We start from the raw sequence: 16,184 nt of genomic DNA, 5'->3' as shown, positions 1-16,184 counted from the left end.
ACACCTCTTCTCGTGTCACACGCTCTAACGAAAAAGAGCGTGAATATTATTTTTATTAAATTTAAGTACCGGATCCAATTCCGTCAGCTCAAACGAAATTTGGCAATAACCATTGTCCGTTATGGGTGCCATCCACTCACACAAAATACGAAACACATTGTCCGCCACCTCTTGACGCAACGCCATGCTGCGGCCATGGCCTATTTTGAGCGTAAGATTCAGCAGCGCAAAATCATCACGACCATCCGCCACGCGATAATCATCGCAGCGAATCGCTCGACTGCGCACGCCTCCCAACGGAAACTCACCCGTTGACACAACATACTCATGAAACGCTTTAAATAACGGCTGAAAGTCCAGTTTATCGTCTAAATTGGCCGAGTACTCAACAATAAAATGCGGCATAGATCCCCCCTTTGGCAGAGCGTTTACCCTCTGCACACCTTAGCAAATCGACATATTTGCACTCATTACAAACTTCCATGGATTACAGACTTCCACGGATTACACACCCCACTTAGGAATGTGGTGGTGACCCATACTGATGCAAATATTTTTCGGCTCACAAAAAATCTCATAGCTGTAAACACCGCCTTCGCGACCGGTACCTGAGGACTTCATCCCCCCAAAGGGCGTTCGCAAATCACGAACGTTTTGGCTGTTTACAAACAACATGCCCGCTTCGATTCGATTCGCAATACGGTGCACTTTACCGTTGTCTTGAGTCCACAAGTAAGAAGCCAATCCGTACTCGTTGTCGTTTGCCATTTGAATCACATCTTCTTCGTCTTCAAAGGGGATCAGCACAGCAACCGGACCAAAAATTTCTTCGCGAGCGATGCGCATGTCATTGGTCACATCACGAAACGCGGTTGGGCGCACAAAATGCCCGCCTTTTAAAGCCTCAGGCAGTTCATCTATAGGCTTGTCTGGCCCACCCGCAATCAGGGTCGCTCCCTCTGCGATTCCAATATGGATGTAACCGGTCACTTTTTCCCAATGCTGCTGGCTAATCAAGGCGCCCACCTTGGTGTTCATATTGGTCGGATCACCCACCTCTATTTTGTTTGCTCGCGCGGCAAAATCGGCACAGAATTTATCGTAAATGGTTTTTTGTACAAAAATTCGAGAACCTGCTGTACAGCGCTCTCCATTGATTGAAAAAATACCAAAGACGGCGGCATCGAGTGCACGCTCGTAATCACAATCATCAAAAATCATCACAGGCGATTTACCGCCCAATTCCATCGAGAATTTTTTTAATCCCGCCGTCGCAATAATGTGTTTGCCCGTTGAAGTACCGCCCGTAAATGAAATCGCAGCAACGTCAGGGTTGGTGATTAGCGCATTTCCCGTTGTCGCACCGAAGCCATGCACAATGTTAAACACACCAGCTGGGATACCGGCTTCTAACGCCAAGTGCCCCAGAAAGTCTGTGGTCAAAGGGGACAATTCAGATTGCTTCATAACCGCGGTATTGCCCAAAGCAAGACAAGGGGCGGTTTTCCATGTGCCCGTCATGAAAGGCACGTTCCATGGGGAAATAAGCGCACACACTCCCGTTGGCTGATACAAAGAATAGTTCAGCATTTGGTCGTCCATCGGATAGGTATGGCCATTCATTTGCTTTGCCATTTCAGCAAAAAAGTAAAAATTATTGGCGGCGCGAGGAACTAAGGCGTTTTGTGTTTGATACAAAGGCAACCCGGTGTCAGCGGTTTCCATTTGCGCTAAAGCCTCTACGTTGTCGGCAATTAAATCCCCTAATTTGGTGATGATTTTTGAACGTTTCGCCACTGGCATGTTGGCCCACGCAGGAAACGCCGCTTTGGCGGCCGCAACGGCCTCGGCCACTTGGGCATCGGAGGCGTGCGCCACGTCAGCCAACATCTCACCGGTGGCAGGATTAAAGGTTTGAAAGGTCTCTTTGCTGTCGACCCATTTGCCATTTATTAAGTTCTTGATCATGGTCACTGCCTCATTATGTAGTGAATTATTAACCTGCCCACTGCGTCAGTCATCACTAAGAAACGACTTTTTAAAACACTATAAAGGGGCAAAATCATTAACATGTTAAGTAAATTATTCTTCCGGAAGGGCATTGTCAAGCATCAAAAAGAGCAGAAGATCAAAAAAACAATCCATTTTATGCCTCTGTCACTGGGTCTATTTTACGTTAAAGCCATTTTTTTGAGTTGACACATCGCAAAGATTGAGCAAATATATTTAACATGTTAAGCAAATTAGGATTAAAAACCATGCTTTATTACAGAACAACCATGCAGGATAAAATACGCCATTTATCAGCACAAAACGCCGCCAATGTTTCTTTAACAAATGGCTTATTGCCTCCTGTAACGGGTAATGTGATTGGCGTGGCATTAAACAACAAAGCTTTAATGGCGTCGCTTGAAACGGCTTTTAATGAAAAACCGCATGTCCAACCGCCCAAAACACCCGTTTTACACATCAAAACAAACAATACGCACATTGGTTATGGCCACACTATTCAGGTGCCCAAGGGCAAAGGCGCTATTTACGCTGGGCCATCTCTTGGCATTGTCATCGGCAAGAAAGCGACGCGTGTCGAGGCGGCCAATGCGTTGGACTTCATCCAAGGATTTACTGTGGTGAACGAAGTCAGCTTAGCCGAAACGTCTTTTTATCGTCCCGCCGTCAAAGCAAAGTGCCGCGATACGTTTTGCCCTATTGGGCCATGGGTCGCCGATAAGTCGTTGATCGCCCACCCTAATAGTCTAGGGATCAAAACCCTTATCAACGGATCTTTAGTGCACGAAACCAACACGGATCAATTGATCTATTCGGTTGAAGAGATCGTCAGTTACATCAGTAGTTTCATGACGCTCGAAGAAGGAGACGTCATTATTGCTGGTACTCCTCAACGTACGGCTGAACTTGAGATCCGACCAGGCGATAGCGTCACGATCGACATTGAAACAATCGGCTCCCTAACCAACCCTGTAGAACAAGAATAAATAGGAATCCGTGATGAAAACCGCTCGCATACTGTATAACAACACCCCTTTAGAGGTGACCATCAACGACCAAGATCAAATCATGACAGCCGAAGGCACGGTTTTAGAAGAGGGGTCTTTTACTTGGTTACCCCCTTGCGAAGGGAAAATTTTTGTCTTAGCAATCAACTACGCCGATCACGCCGCTGAATTGTCTTTCAAGGCGCCAGACGAGCCGTTGGTGTTTTTAAAAAACAACAATTCACTCATTGGCCACAATCAAAAAACGGTTCGTCCAGACAACGTTAATTACATGCACTATGAATGTGAACTGGTCGTTGTGATCGGTAAAGAGGCGAAAAATGTTTCACAAGACGACGCCATGGACTACGTTGGCGGCTACACCGTGGGGAACGATTACGCCATTCGTGACTACTTAGAAAACTATTATCGCCCTAACCTGCGCGTAAAAAGTCGCGATACCTGTACGCCGATTGGCCCTTACCTAGTGGAAGCTAAAGAGGTGAAAGACCCGCATAACTTAACGTTACGAACCTACATCAATGGCGAATTAAAACAGGAAGGCAACACCAAGGATCTGGTGTTTAATATTCCACATTTAATCGCTTATTTAAGCGACATCATGACCCTCACACCCGGTGATATGATCTTCACTGGAACACCTGAAGGCCTAGCGGATGTGAAACCCGGCGATGTCGTCGTAACCGAGGTAGAAGGCATTGGTGTTTTGAAAAACACCATCGTTTCAGAAACCGACTACCTAAACTCCCTCAGCCATTAAGGTGGATAACATGTTATCAAACGATATTATTACGTCCTGCGCTGAGCGCCTACACTTGGCTGAAAAAGAGCGTGTACAGATCCGTCAAATTTCATTGGATTACCACGACATCACTCTCGACGATGCTTATGCCATACAACGCAAATGGGTAAAAATGAAGATAGACGAAGGTCGCAACGTCATTGGCCACAAAATTGGCTTAACGTCTCGCGCCATGCAAATGAGCTCACAAATTGATGAGCCAGATTACGGCACACTATTGGATGACATGCTGTATCACGATGGCTGTGACATTGACACTGATCGGTTCATCGTGCCACGTATTGAAGTGGAACTGGCGTTCGTTTTAAAGAAACCTTTAAAAGGACCTAATTGCACAATCTTTGATGTTTATAACGCAACCGATTATGTGATTCCAGCACTTGAGTTGATTGATGCACGCAGCCAATCGATCGATCCAGAAAGTAAGCGCCCACGCAAAGTCTTCGACACCATCGCTGACAATGCAGCCAATGCGGCGATTATTTTAGGCGGTCGGCCAATCAAGATCAGCGACATGGATCTACGCTGGGTGTCTGCTATCATGCAACGCAATGGTATTATTGAAGAGACTGGTGTAGCGGCGGGCGTATTGAATCACCCAGCTAATGGTGTGTCTTGGTTGGCCAATAAACTGGCCCCTTTTGATGTGGCATTAGAACCTGGTCAAATCATTCTTGGTGGCTCTTTCACGCGCCCTATTGCCGCACGCAAAGGCGATACGTTTACCGTGGATTACGGGGCTTTGGGCACGGTATCTTGCCATTTTAAATAACTAAGATGAATGGCTCAACGTCGTGATTTTCATTTTTCAACTTAGGAGATGACCGTGTCTGCCCCTAAAAATACCTTTAAACAGGCGCTAAAAAACCGCGAACCACAAATTGGTTTGTGGTTAGGTCTCGCGAATAACTACACCGCTGAACTGATCGCTTCCGCGGGGTTTGATTGGCTTTTGCTGGATGGCGAACATGCGCCCAACACGTTACCAACGTTCGTTGGACAATTACAGGCCATAGCGCCCTTCAAAAGTCACCCAATTATTCGTCCTGCTTGGGCAGACCACATAGCATTAAAGCAAATACTCGATCTTGGTGTGCAAACGATATTGGCGCCTATGGTAGACGACGCAGAACAAGCCGCTGCCATCGTGAAAGCAACACGCTACCCACCTTTGGGAATGCGCGGTGTGGGCAGCGCGTTGGCTCGTGCATCGCAGTTTAACCGCACGCCAAATTACCTCACTACAGCCAACGACGAGATTTGTGTATTGGTACAAATTGAATCCGTAAAGGCGGTTCAAGCGTTAGAGGCTATTTTGGCCGTAGAGGGAGTGGACGGCGTGTTTATTGGCCCTGCGGATCTTAGTGCGTCGCTCGGCTACATTGGACAGCCAAATCACCCTGATGTGGTGGCCGTGATAGAAAACGCCATCGCCAAAATTATTGCGGTGGGAAAAGCGCCGGGCATTTTGATGGCCGACGTTCAACAAGCCAAGCATTATTTGGCACTAGGCGCGTTATTTGTGGCTGTTGGCAGTGACACAGGGCTTTTAATGAACAGTACAAGAGCGCTAGTCAACACGTTCAAACCCGAACAAGCGAAGACAGAAAATTCCACGACCTCGGTTTACTAAAAAGGGGGGGAACCGTTCCTTTTAAGCATCACACCTACAATACAGCGTGTTTTGAGCATCCTCGGTACCCAGCTCAGCGTTCGATCTCAGGCTGGGATTTTTTCGTTACGCCGTGGCATCATGCAAAGAAATCGTACGATACTGCGTACATTCTCTTACTTAGGTAACAGATATGACGCCAATGACAAATAAGGAACATGATGACCGCTCTGACAATAACAAAAAGCATACTCACCACGGACGTTGCTTTATCTTTGTGCCAAGCCGCGCTTGGCCATGCCAAACACCTTAAAATTGCGGTTTGCGTGTCGGTGGTTTGTCCATCAGGACGCCTTCTTGCTAGTGCGAATATGAACCAAGCGCCGGTTTTATCGCATTCAATCGCCACAAAAAAAGCCATCACTGCCGCGGCGTTTCGACTCCCAACAAAAGAATGGCAAAGTCGTTTGGCGGATCGTACTCATATTTTACTCGCGTTGCAAAGTGAGCCCGACTTTAGCTTTATAGGAGGCGGCTTACCCATCATTATTGCCGATGATGTGGTTGCCGCTATCGGTATTTCAGGCGGCAGTGAACAACAAGATATCGACTGCGCCACAGTAGCGCTTCGCAGCATACCTTGAGACGACTTAATCACTCTACCCCACTTTAAGCCTCGTCTGTAGGGCTTACGCTAGGAGCGCCATGACCTCTTTGTCGAATACATTGACCCTCCCTTTATTGGGTCTGTTAGTGGCGTTCGGGCCACTTTCAATTGATATGTACTTGCCCAGTTTACCCAATATCGCCGACAGTTTGGGGGCCACCGACCAACGGATTCAGTCAACCATTACTGTCTTTCTTATGGGCATGGCCATTGGCATGCTATTCTTTGGTCCCTTATCCGATTTGTTAGGTCGCAAGCGTCTATTGCTGCTTGGCATTGGGGTTTATTTTTTCAGCAGCATCGGCTGCGCACTGGCCCACACAGGTGAGCAGTTAATTTTATTCCGATTTTTGCAATCATTAGGAGGTGCCGCGGCGGCAGTGTTAGGTAGGGCCCTAGTACGAGATTTTTTCGAGCTCACCAGAGCGGCCGCGATCTTATCGCACATGCATGTGGTGTCCATGATGGTGATGCTGGCATCGCCGATATTGGGCGCCTACATTGTTAGCTATCTTGATTGGCGTTGGATTTTTTATTTCCTCGCATTCTTTTCAACCCTTGCCTTTGTGGGTAGTTACTTGCTGCTGCCAGAGTCCAAACAACACGTTCGTAACCATCTCTCATTAAAAACCTATGTAAATAACTATTTCGACTGTATACGCGCGCCGCGTTTGGTACTGTACACCCTTACTAATGCACTCTCTTTTGGTGGTATGTTTGCCTTTATCGCCACGTCGGCCTTCATTTATATCGAACACTATGGCGTTTCTGAAACTCACTACGCCATGCTATTTTCTGGGAATATCATCGCTATTATTGTCGCCACTCTGGGCAATTCATGGCTTAGCAAACATTACAGCATCATGGTGGCTTTAACCGCAGCCATGATGTTATCGTTCACTGCCACATTATTCATTTGGTTATTGTACGGACTTGATTGGACGCCACTGCTATTTTTTATCGGCGTGACCATGCTCTATATCAGTGTCACCGGCGCCATTGGCGCAAACAGTTTGGCAACGCTTTTTCTTTTATTGCCTGAAAAAGCGGGGACGGTATCAGGATTATTCATCGCCTCTCAGTTCGCAATCGGCAGCCTAGTGAGCTATGTAGCCAGTGCGTTATTTGATGGCACGCCATCCAGCTTATTACTCATTATGGCCTGCTGTGGCTCACTCAGTATGTTGCTTTATCTACGCGCGAACCGTTTATAATATAGCCTCTTCACAAAAACACAGTGGACTTTTTCGGTAAATTAACAACTTATCGCCTAACCACCAGCGAAACCCGCTTTGTTATTTTTACAGATCGATAAAAAGGCTTACACAACCATTTCGCGCTGTCTTTCTATCTGTTTACAGGGAGCTCGACTAGCGCTAATTCCCGCTCATTTCTTCGAATAAATTCGGTAACTTCCCTCTGTACCTACCAACGAAACACTCAACTAGGGAATCTCACAGACATCAACAATAGGCACCTCACATCCTATATTAAGTTGCCTTTACCCTGCGAACAGGTACACTTTCGTGTACTAAAAATCATCAAAAAACCGTAAAAGCATTCTATTAATATTGTTCACCCACATTAATATAGTGAAAATGAAAAAATTTACTTACTAGGTTGACAGAAAATTACATGAAAAGATTAGAAGACTCCCTGACATTACAGTTATTACGAGCACGAGAGTCCTCCATGGCTTTTTTTCGTCCGGTATTACAAAAGGCCGGCTTTACCGAACAACAATGGCGGGTTTTACGAGTTTTAAATGACCACAAAGAGCTCGAAGCAAAGCAGTTAGCGGAGCTGTGCTGCATTCTCAGCCCCAGCCTAACGCGGATCATCACGCGTTTTGAAGAAGACGACCTCTTAATTCGTAAGAAGTCTCTTACAGATCAACGTATAGCACTGCTGTCGCTGACCCCCAAGGCCAATAAAATTGTTACAGAATTTCGTCCAGAAGTAGATGCATCGTACCAGCGAATCATTGAAAAATTGGGCGAAGACAAAATGAAAGAACTAAGTCGACTATTAAACGACATCATCGCGCTAGACAGCACCTCTAATTAACGTCTGGGAAAGCCAGTCAAGTGAAATTGACCAAGCACTTAGAGCATTAAAAAAGAGTACATGAGCTAAGCCTGATCCTAAATAACATTTAGGATTCCAAGATCTATGTAATTTTGTAAAGAAATGCACATCTGGAATAGAACGCTTTGAAGACCATTTTCACCTACTATTTACTGAGCACGGCAAGCTAACTGATGCATTAGAGACGAGCATCTTGGAAACTCACAGCCAAACAAACAATAGATCATCATGGTTTTCTCACCTTCTTGGTCACGGTAGCCTGTTCTAGGGCACCTGTACCAGACATACCTTTTTATAAATGGGCAATGTTCTTTTTCTGCGCTTTATTAGACGCACCGTGGCAAGCCCAAGCGCCACCATGGCTACAAACACGCTGGCTAACCATGCCGTTCATGAGGAAGACAGCCAGTGAGGTACGAAGGACGTTGAACCCATTCTTCAATACGGGTGCATTCCAGCATAGGAATCAGTTTTTCAAGTTTTAGAGTCAGTGAGCCGATTTCTTGGCGTAAATCAGAAAGTAAAAAGAAAACAAGACATTCAATTTTGTCACAATGTGGTCACAGATCCGCCACACAGGAAAACTTTGATATTTAAGACTGAATTTATAGGGGATGAATGAAATTTGAAGTTATCAAAAAATAAGCTAAGCACTTATTAAAAAAGGAGTTTTTAACAAAAAAATAGACTATAAAACTGTAATTACTGGTGGGTGTGGAGGGGTTCGAACCCCCGACATTCGCCTTGTAAGGGCGACGCTCTCCCAACTGAGCTACACACCCGCTCGTAAAATTGTTGCCATATTTACAGGTAAATAATGGCGGAATGGACGGGACTCGAACCCGCGACCCCCTGCGTGACAGGCAGGTATTCTAACCAACTGAACTACCACTCCAACACGTTGTGTTTAACGTCCCATCAGACGCGCTATTTAAGATAGCGAACTGGCCACATTGTTAATAAATATTTTACTAAAAATAATGGCGGAATGGACGGGACTCGAACCCGCGACCCCCTGCGTGACAGGCAGGTATTCTAACCAACTGAACTACCACTCCAAAACATTGTGTTTAACGTCTCATCAGACTTACTTTTTACATCCGTAGATGGTGGGTGTGGAGGGGTTCGAACCCCCGACATTCGCCTTGTAAGGGCGACGCTCTCCCAACTGAGCTACACACCCATTTGCACTTCTTTTGCCCTATTTACGTATAAATAATGGCGGAATGGACGGGACTCGAACCCGCGACCCCCTGCGTGACAGGCAGGTATTCTAACCAACTGAACTACCACTCCAACACAATTTCTTCTTTTAAAACAATTAACTACATCGAAGTAATTAATCGGCTTCGCTTGAAGACGGGGCATATAATACACCAAGAAAAAGGATTGTCTAACCTTTTTTTAAAAAATTTATCGCGATACCAACCACACGACAAAGTGGGCAAAAATCACCCCCGATATTTCTTATAGTTCTCGGCCTGCTCCAGCACGCTTTTGTATACGTCGTCGTTGGCAACGGGTGGGAAGCCGTATTTGTGCAGTAGGAGTATTAGGTCAACTTTGAGTGTGGCTTTTATGTCGTCGCGTTTGGCGAAGTCGGGGTATTTGGCGACGTCGTCGACGATGGTTTTCATGGTTTTGGCGAGTTCGAGCATTTTGTCGTTGTCGTAGGTGAATTCGTATTTTTTACGCATGTGTTCGAGGATGTCGTAAAAGGCTTTTTCTTCCATGTCGATGCCCAAGTCGGCGAAGGAGCCCATTTCTTCAGCCATGGCGTAGACCATGTCGGTCATTTCTTGGCTGAAGGTGTCGAACTCTTCTCCGTTTAATACGTCTTCGTCACGTCGCTCGTTATAGTGTTCTACCAAGGCTTCAAAGCGTTTTGAGAAGTCCATGCCTTTTACTTGGTTGACCTTCTTAAAGTCGCCAATGGCTTTTTGTAGGAGCTTTTGCAGCAGTTGTATCTTGGTATTGGGCAGTTTGATTTTATTGATGCGCGCTAGGTAGTCTTCATCGAAAATATCAATGGCATCGGCTTTTGCTTCGCCTATGGTGAAGATCTCCTCTACCCCATCGGCACGCAAAGCTTCGGCAATCAGCTCGCGTACACGGGCATTCATTTGTGCAGTATCTGGCGCGTCGCCTTTGGTGAGCTTGAAGATAATCGAGCGCACCGCAATGTAGAAGTGAATCAAATCCCGTTCGTTTTGATTAATTCGCTCACTACCACAGCACACGTCGTAAGCGGCTTTTAGGCGTTTCACTAAGCCCATAAAGCGGTTTTCGCCCTTTTTGGTTTGCAAGATGAATTCGGCGGCTAAGTTTAAGCATTGCAATTGCGCTTTGGGTTCGCCACTAAGATAGCCCGACACATCAAAACCATGAAACATTTGCTTGAGCAAATCTAGGTGGTTTTTTACTTCCACCACAGACACATTCACGTCTTCCATGCTGGTGGTATCCGCTTTGGAGTATTGCGCTAAGGCTTGGTTCATCCGAGATTTAATGCCAATGTAATCCACCACCAAGGCTTTCTCTTTGCCTTCCAATTTACGGTTAACGCGGGAAATGGTTTGAATCAGGTTGTGTTTTTGCAGTGGTTTATCAATGTAAATGGTGTCCAGCTCAGGCACATCAAAGCCGGTTAGCCACATGTCTACGACGATGGCGATTTTGAAGTTGGACAGCGGGTTCTTAAATTGTCGGTCCAGCTCTTTGCGGTGTTCTTTTTTGCCCACCAGCGCATACAGTTCAGCGGTGTCATTGTCTCCTTGGGACATGACCATTTGCACTTTTTCCAAAAGCAACAGCGTTTCTTGTTCTTTTTCGGTTAAGGCTCGGCTGTGGTCTGAGGTGAGGCGCTTTTCAAACCAATCGGGGCGAAGAACTTTGACGGCCTTGTAAAAGTCGTAGGCGATCTCACGGTTGGCGCAGACAAACATGGCCTTGCCTTTGACTGTGGCCCCTTCGGCAACTCGGCTTTCATAGTGGGCAACAAAATCTTTTGCCAAAGCCGCGATGCGATCTGGGTCACCTAAGATGGCATTCATGTTGGCCGAGGCTTTTTTACTTTCTTCTATTTGATGCTCGCTGGATCCCTCCGCGGCACACACCTCATAGTATTCTTCCACTTCTTTAAGTTTGCTGTTGTCTAAAAAAACTTTCGCAGCGCGGCCTTCATAAACAATGCGCACGGTGATTTCGTCGTTCACTGCTTCGGTCATGGTGTAGCTGTCGATGGCTTGGCCAAATACGTCCAGCGTGGCGTCTATGGGCGTGCCGGTGAAACCCACGTAAGTGGCGTTCGGCAAGGAGTCGTGCAAATATTTAGCAAAGCCGTAGGTTTCTTTCATCGAAATGGCTTTACCTTCGCTGTATTTGATCACGGTTTTTTTGTCGAGATTCACTTGCGAACGATGAGCCTCGTCTGAAATGCAAATGATGTTGGTACGATCCGACAACCGCTGTAAATCTTCGGTGAACTTATGAATCGTGGTTAAAAACACCCCGCCGCTTTTGATGCCTTGCAGCTTCTCGCGCAAATCGGCTCGGCTGGTCACAGACACCACGGTGTCGTCGCCAATGTAGGCGGTCGCCCCGGTAAACTGTTTGGCAAGCTGGTCGTCTAAGTCGGTTCGATCGGTAATCAAGACTATGGTCGGGCTGGCGAAGTCGATGCTTTTCATCAGCAAGCGACACAAGAACTGCATGGTGTAACTCTTGCCACAACCCGTCGCACCAAAATAAGTGCCGCCTTTGCCGGAGCCTAGGGGTTTGCGTTCTTTAAGAATATTAAAATAGAGTTTACGAGCGGCGTAATACTGCGGGTAGCGACAACCGATTTTTACTTCTTTTTTATTAGTGTCTGGGAAGAAGACAAAGTTCTTAATCACATCCAACAATCGAGTAGGATAAAACAAGCCGTGGAGCATCGTATAAAGCGAATTGATACCGTCTTTCTCGGCCGATTCATACCCCGTTTCTTTGCGCCATGCGTAATAAAACTCATAGGGCGCAAACACATTACCCAGCTTGTTATTCACCCCATCACTGATGATGCACAAGGCGTTGTAAACAAACAGTTGGGGAATATCCCGCTGGTAACGAATACAGATTTGTTGCCAAGCATCGTGAATCGTGGCGTTGTTTTCTCTAACTGCTGATTTAAATTCAAACACCACCAGCGGCAAGCCATTCACATACAAGATGCCATCGGGAATGCGCATCTGGCCGTCTACCCCTTCAATCTCCAGCTGGTTCACCATCTTATAAACATTATGGCTGGAAGACGCTTTCCCGGCCGACGGCAAATAATGCACCTTACCTTCCGCTACCTTAGCGAGGTCTTTCGGAGTGGCAAATAACTGAGCCAATGTTTCATTCAGGTGGCGGGTATCGATCAACTCGATGTACAAGTCTTTTTGGTTGCGGTCTTCCCGCTTGAGCAAAAAACCATTGGTTAACCAAGCGCTGAAGGTTTTATTGCTTTGGTACAAATCACTGGCGGGCAAGGCGCTTAACTGACGAATGATCGAATCGATCTCGTTGTCAGTAATGCCGTCCGCCTGATATTGACGAGATAAATACGCGCGCACATCATCGACGATTAACACCTGAGACGGCTCCGCTCGGTCTATGTTCTGACCCAACACATGCGGATAACCCTGCTCGCCCAGCAAATCGATAATGGCTTGCTCTAGCTTTGCTTCAGTAAACATTGAACCCATGCAATAAAATTCCTTCTGATTGCTTGTTATTATTAATGATCTAGCGCCTCCCCTTTTTCTTCAGGGAAGTTGGGGTTATTCTGCGTCCACCAACGCCTTGGCTTGCGTGACTTCTGGTGAATCTAAACGCAACTCACCTGAAATGAGTTTGGGCAATAAAGTGTCTCGAAGTTTAGAAAGTACTCTAGAACTAGATTCATTCTCATATGTTTTTTGCATCAACGCACCAGCTTGTTCATTAAATATCTTTTCTATAGAGCCCACTCTGCTACAAACTAATATATAGCTAAGTATTTTCTTAGGTGCTGTATGTTTTACAGTTGTTCCCGTAGCACTACCTAATACTGAATTTCGGTAATTATTGGAACATAATGTCTGATAAATAAACTCCTTCGTAGCGCAAGGGTGATCAGAAAAGGAAACTTTACCCAATCGTTGATTATGATGAAAAGTAAGTCCTTCATAATTAGGAACAACTGATGGATATCCAAGCGTATCACTCGCCTTACTCAAATCTGTCATATTTACGAATATATCCCCTGCTTTAAATATGTAATCGCTGACTAATGGACCTGAATAAAACTTATACTTATCCGATTTAAACCCCCCTCCAACCTTCACATTACCCGGTGTAAGTAGTATATCGTTAGTAGCATTCTCGCTAAAATATTCGCCTTTAAATGCATATCCATGCTTAATACCAATAAGGTTTTCAAGCTTAGTAACTTCCCACCCCATGGGCACCCAGCCATTAACTCCAACACTGGGTTCTTGGCTGTCTTCAAATGCACTTGGGAAAAGCTGACGAACGTGGTCTGGTAAGGCTTGGAAGCCATCGCTGGCGCGGGCGGTTTTGCGTAATTCAGCACGGGCAATTAAAGCCGGTGGAAGGCTGTCTAATTCGCTGTTGGTTGCCGCATCAAAAAAGCCAGCGTCTAACGCGTTGTCGATGACAGGGTCAAAATCCACAAACCAAGACTTAAACAAGGCCTGCGCCATTTGTTCTAGGGTTTGGTTGATTTCGCGATTGAGAGCGATTTTATGATCTATCGAAGTTAAATGTTGAGCAATTTTCTTTTGCTTATCAATAGACGGAAATCGAAGTATTAACTCTCTTAATTCAGATTGTTTTATGCCTTTTACTGTACTACCAGTGCCTCTTCCATCAAGTTGGTGCTGAACATCTCTTGATTGCATTAAGAATAAAAGATAATCATTATCCAATAATCCTTGCTTCCCTCTTAACGTAATAACTCTTTGCGCTAAAGCAATCTTTTTACCATCCAATTGAGCGACTTCACCCAAAGGCGCTTCCGTTGTTAAAACTATATCTCCAGCCTTTGGAAAACCTCTCGTCATCCAAGCTTCATAATCATCTTCAGCAATAAATTCACCGACTGGCTGAATACGACCATTTTTAATTATTTTTGCAGTAATTAAAGGTATTCCAGAGTTTGTTTTCTTAGGCGTTTTTCCTCGATAGTCGATGATGGCTTCCATGCAATCTTCCAATCGAAATTCTTGTATTTCACTCCCCATAACCCAACGCCTCCAAGTTACTGCGAATGGCTTTATCCAGTTCTTCGGCTTGGTTCATTTGGCGGTAGAGGGTTTGGCTGAGTTCACGCATTTTGGTTTCAAAAGGAATACCGTCGTCTTCGATGTCCGCTGCGCCCACGTATCTACCCGGTGTCAGTACGTAGTCGTTGGCTTTGATGTCTTCGATGGTGACAGATTTGCAGAAGCCAGCTTGGTCTTGGTATTTAGTAACTTTGCAATCGCCGCTTGCGACTCGCTTTTGCAAGGCCTCGTCGCTGCTGCGCCAGGCATGGAAGGTGTCGGCGATGCGGTTTAATTCGTCTACTGTGAGTTCTTTGTGTACACGGCTGATCATAGAGCCCATTTCGCGGGCATCGATAAACAAGGTTTCAGTTTGGCGGTTACGGAAGCCTTTGTCGCTGTTAACGGTTTTGTCTTTCGACATAAACCACAAACACACGGGAATTTGCGTGGTGTAGAACAATTGCCCCGGCAAGGCGATCATGCATTCGATGCGGTCGTTTTCGATCAACTGCTGGCGTATTTCGCCTTCGCCCGAGGTATTAGTACTCATAGATCCATTGGCTAAGACAAAGCCTGCGGTGCCGGTTTCGCTCAGCTTGGACAGCATGTGTAATATCCACGCGTAGTTGGCGTTGCCAGTGGGCGGCGTACGGTAGCCTGCAAAACGCGGGTCGTCGGTTAACTCAGCTTCGTCGCGCCAGTCTTTTAAGTTAAACGGCGGATTGGCCATGATGTAATCGGCTTTGAGGTCTTTGTGCTGATCGGCAAAAAAGGTATCAGCGGATTTCTCACCCAAATTGCCAGACAAGCCTCGTACTGCCAGGTTCATCTTCGCCAGTTTGTACGTAGTACCCGTGAGTTCTTGACCGTAAATGGCGATGTCTTTACTGCGGCCTTCGTGCTGCTGGATAAATTTCAGGGACTGCACAAACATACCGCCAGAACCACAACAGGGGTCATACACCTTGCCTTGATAAGGTTCGAGCATTTGCGCCAATAAGGTCACCACGGACTTTGGTGTATAGAATTCGCCACCGCCCTTGCCTTCTGTGGCGGCAAATTTACCGAGGAAGTATTCGTACACACGACCCACCAAATCTTCTTCTGTGGTGTCGCACTCATTGGCCAGCGTGTCGATGTTTTCAACGGTGTCGATCAAGGAGGCGAGCTTTTTCACTTCCAGTTCTTGGCGAGTGAAGTAGTTGTCTGGTAAAGCGCCTTTTAGGCTTGGGTTGTTCTTTTCAATGGTGGACAAGGCGGTGTCGATCAGCACAGCAATGTTGTCTTGCTTGGCACGCGCTTTAATAAAACTCCAACGAGTGTCTTCTGGCAGATAGAAGATATTGTCTTGCTGGTAAAACTCTTTCATCTCAATAAAGGCTTCTTGGCCATCGTCGAGCATCTTCTTGCGACGCGCTTCGAACTTATCGCTGATGAATTTCAAAAACACCAGACTCAACACAATGTGCTTATATTCGGAGGATTCGACACTGCCGCGTAATTGATTCGCCGTGTCCCAAAGGGTTTCTTCAAAACCTTTTATCGCTTTCTTTTTAGCAGGACTTTTCTTCTTTGAAGTGGCTTTTACAGGGGTATCTGGGGTTGTGGTGACGTCTATCGGTTCCATGTGCTGGGCTTGCTCCATTGGCGCGGTTTCGCCTTGTACAAAACGGGGTAAAGTGGGCAGAATAGTCAATGCAACCAC

Annotated in this window: 12 protein-coding genes and 5 tRNA genes; 7 read left to right on the top strand and 10 right to left on the bottom strand. The window is 46.1% G+C overall.

What is annotated here, in order from left to right; genetic code table 11:
* Window positions 1–24 precede the first annotated feature (24 nt).
* Together FXV75_RS06915 and hpaE are read right to left on the bottom strand one after the other, a co-directional pair.
* On the bottom strand, window positions 25–405 hold the full coding sequence (locus FXV75_RS06915; protein ID WP_148831836.1) for a 5-carboxymethyl-2-hydroxymuconate Delta-isomerase: 381 nt from the start codon (window positions 403–405) through the stop codon (window positions 25–27).
* Window positions 406–504: 99 nt separating this feature from the next.
* A complete protein-coding gene (gene hpaE, locus FXV75_RS06910; protein WP_222863099.1) occupies window positions 505–1,968 on the bottom strand; it encodes a 5-carboxymethyl-2-hydroxymuconate semialdehyde dehydrogenase in 1,464 nt (487 codons plus the stop codon).
* Between the two features lie 290 nt (window positions 1,969–2,258).
* Here hpaE and FXV75_RS06905 point away from each other — a divergent pair, with 290 nt between their 5' ends.
* From FXV75_RS06905 to hpaR, 7 genes are all read left to right on the top strand, one after another.
* Window positions 2,259–2,996: a fumarylacetoacetate hydrolase family protein gene (locus FXV75_RS06905; protein WP_148831831.1), complete on the top strand. Its 738-nt coding sequence runs from the start codon at window positions 2,259–2,261 to the stop codon at window positions 2,994–2,996.
* A gap of 13 nt (window positions 2,997–3,009) precedes the next feature.
* Window positions 3,010–3,777: a fumarylacetoacetate hydrolase family protein gene (locus tag FXV75_RS06900; RefSeq protein WP_148831830.1), complete on the top strand. Its 768-nt coding sequence runs from the start codon at window positions 3,010–3,012 to the stop codon at window positions 3,775–3,777.
* Between the two features lie 10 nt (window positions 3,778–3,787).
* Window positions 3,788–4,591: a 2-oxo-hept-4-ene-1,7-dioate hydratase gene (gene hpaH / locus FXV75_RS06895; RefSeq protein ID WP_148831828.1), complete on the top strand. Its 804-nt coding sequence runs from the start codon at window positions 3,788–3,790 to the stop codon at window positions 4,589–4,591.
* Between the two features lie 54 nt (window positions 4,592–4,645).
* Window positions 4,646–5,452, top strand: a complete 807-nt coding sequence (gene hpaI, locus FXV75_RS06890) for a 4-hydroxy-2-oxoheptanedioate aldolase (RefSeq protein WP_148831826.1) — start codon at window positions 4,646–4,648, stop codon at window positions 5,450–5,452.
* Between the two features lie 200 nt (window positions 5,453–5,652).
* Window positions 5,653–6,075, top strand: a complete 423-nt coding sequence (locus FXV75_RS06885; protein WP_222863098.1) for a GlcG/HbpS family heme-binding protein — start codon at window positions 5,653–5,655, stop codon at window positions 6,073–6,075.
* Window positions 6,076–6,136: 61 nt separating this feature from the next.
* Window positions 6,137–7,312 (top strand): multidrug effflux MFS transporter, encoded by a 1,176-nt coding sequence (locus FXV75_RS06880; protein WP_148831822.1) that lies wholly within the window; start codon window positions 6,137–6,139, stop codon window positions 7,310–7,312.
* A 421-nt stretch (window positions 7,313–7,733) separates the two neighbouring features.
* Window positions 7,734–8,165: a homoprotocatechuate degradation operon regulator HpaR gene (gene hpaR, locus FXV75_RS06875; protein ID WP_148831820.1), complete on the top strand. Its 432-nt coding sequence runs from the start codon at window positions 7,734–7,736 to the stop codon at window positions 8,163–8,165.
* A 727-nt stretch (window positions 8,166–8,892) separates the two neighbouring features.
* Here hpaR and FXV75_RS06870 read toward each other — a convergent pair.
* The 8 genes from FXV75_RS06870 to FXV75_RS06835 all read right to left on the bottom strand — a co-directional run bounded on the left by FXV75_RS06870 (window position 8,893) and on the right by FXV75_RS06835 (window position 16,175).
* Window positions 8,893–8,968 (bottom strand) — tRNA-Val (locus FXV75_RS06870).
* Window positions 8,969–9,004: 36 nt separating this feature from the next.
* Window positions 9,005–9,081, bottom strand: a tRNA-Asp gene (locus FXV75_RS06865).
* 86 nt (window positions 9,082–9,167) lie between these two features.
* A tRNA-Asp gene (locus FXV75_RS06860) sits at window positions 9,168–9,244 on the bottom strand.
* A gap of 49 nt (window positions 9,245–9,293) precedes the next feature.
* Window positions 9,294–9,369 (bottom strand) — tRNA-Val (locus FXV75_RS06855).
* 36 nt (window positions 9,370–9,405) lie between these two features.
* Window positions 9,406–9,482 (bottom strand) — tRNA-Asp (locus FXV75_RS06850).
* 155 nt (window positions 9,483–9,637) lie between these two features.
* Window positions 9,638–12,916: a type I restriction endonuclease subunit R gene (locus FXV75_RS06845; RefSeq protein ID WP_148831818.1), complete on the bottom strand. Its 3,279-nt coding sequence runs from the start codon at window positions 12,914–12,916 to the stop codon at window positions 9,638–9,640.
* A 75-nt stretch (window positions 12,917–12,991) separates the two neighbouring features.
* A complete protein-coding gene (locus FXV75_RS06840; protein WP_148831816.1) occupies window positions 12,992–14,455 on the bottom strand; it encodes a restriction endonuclease subunit S in 1,464 nt (487 codons plus the stop codon).
* Window positions 14,445–16,175 carry a type I restriction-modification system subunit M gene (locus FXV75_RS06835; RefSeq protein ID WP_262368481.1) on the bottom strand — a complete coding sequence of 577 codons (1,731 nt, stop codon included), beginning with the start codon at window positions 16,173–16,175 and terminating at the stop codon, window positions 14,445–14,447. The genes FXV75_RS06840 and FXV75_RS06835 overlap by 11 nt, the downstream gene beginning before the upstream one ends.
* Window positions 16,176–16,184 lie beyond the last annotated feature (9 nt).

Source organism: Marinomonas sp. IMCC 4694, from assembly GCF_008122525.1.
Classification (GTDB): Bacteria; Pseudomonadota; Gammaproteobacteria; order Pseudomonadales; family Marinomonadaceae; genus Marinomonas.
This window is presented reverse-complemented; position numbering and strand designations above follow the sequence as displayed.

What these genes read in the sequence shown, in the direction of transcription:
- FXV75_RS06915 (WP_148831836.1), bottom strand. Translation starts at nt 405, where the DNA reads ATGCCGCATTTTATTGTTGAGTACTCGGCCAATTTAGACGATAAACTG.
- hpaE (WP_222863099.1), bottom strand. Translation starts at nt 1,968, where the DNA reads ATGATCAAGAACTTAATAAATGGCAAATGGGTCGACAGCAAAGAGACC.
- FXV75_RS06905 (WP_148831831.1), top strand. Translation starts at nt 2,259, where the DNA reads ATGCTTTATTACAGAACAACCATGCAGGATAAAATACGCCATTTATCA.
- FXV75_RS06900 (WP_148831830.1), top strand. Translation starts at nt 3,010, where the DNA reads ATGAAAACCGCTCGCATACTGTATAACAACACCCCTTTAGAGGTGACC.
- hpaH (WP_148831828.1), top strand. Translation starts at nt 3,788, where the DNA reads ATGTTATCAAACGATATTATTACGTCCTGCGCTGAGCGCCTACACTTG.
- FXV75_RS06885 (WP_222863098.1), top strand. Translation starts at nt 5,653, where the DNA reads ATGACCGCTCTGACAATAACAAAAAGCATACTCACCACGGACGTTGCT.
- FXV75_RS06880 (WP_148831822.1), top strand. Translation starts at nt 6,137, where the DNA reads ATGACCTCTTTGTCGAATACATTGACCCTCCCTTTATTGGGTCTGTTA.
- hpaR (WP_148831820.1), top strand. Translation starts at nt 7,734, where the DNA reads ATGAAAAGATTAGAAGACTCCCTGACATTACAGTTATTACGAGCACGA.
- FXV75_RS06845 (WP_148831818.1), bottom strand. Translation starts at nt 12,916, where the DNA reads ATGGGTTCAATGTTTACTGAAGCAAAGCTAGAGCAAGCCATTATCGAT.
- FXV75_RS06840 (WP_148831816.1), bottom strand. Translation starts at nt 14,455, where the DNA reads ATGGGGAGTGAAATACAAGAATTTCGATTGGAAGATTGCATGGAAGCC.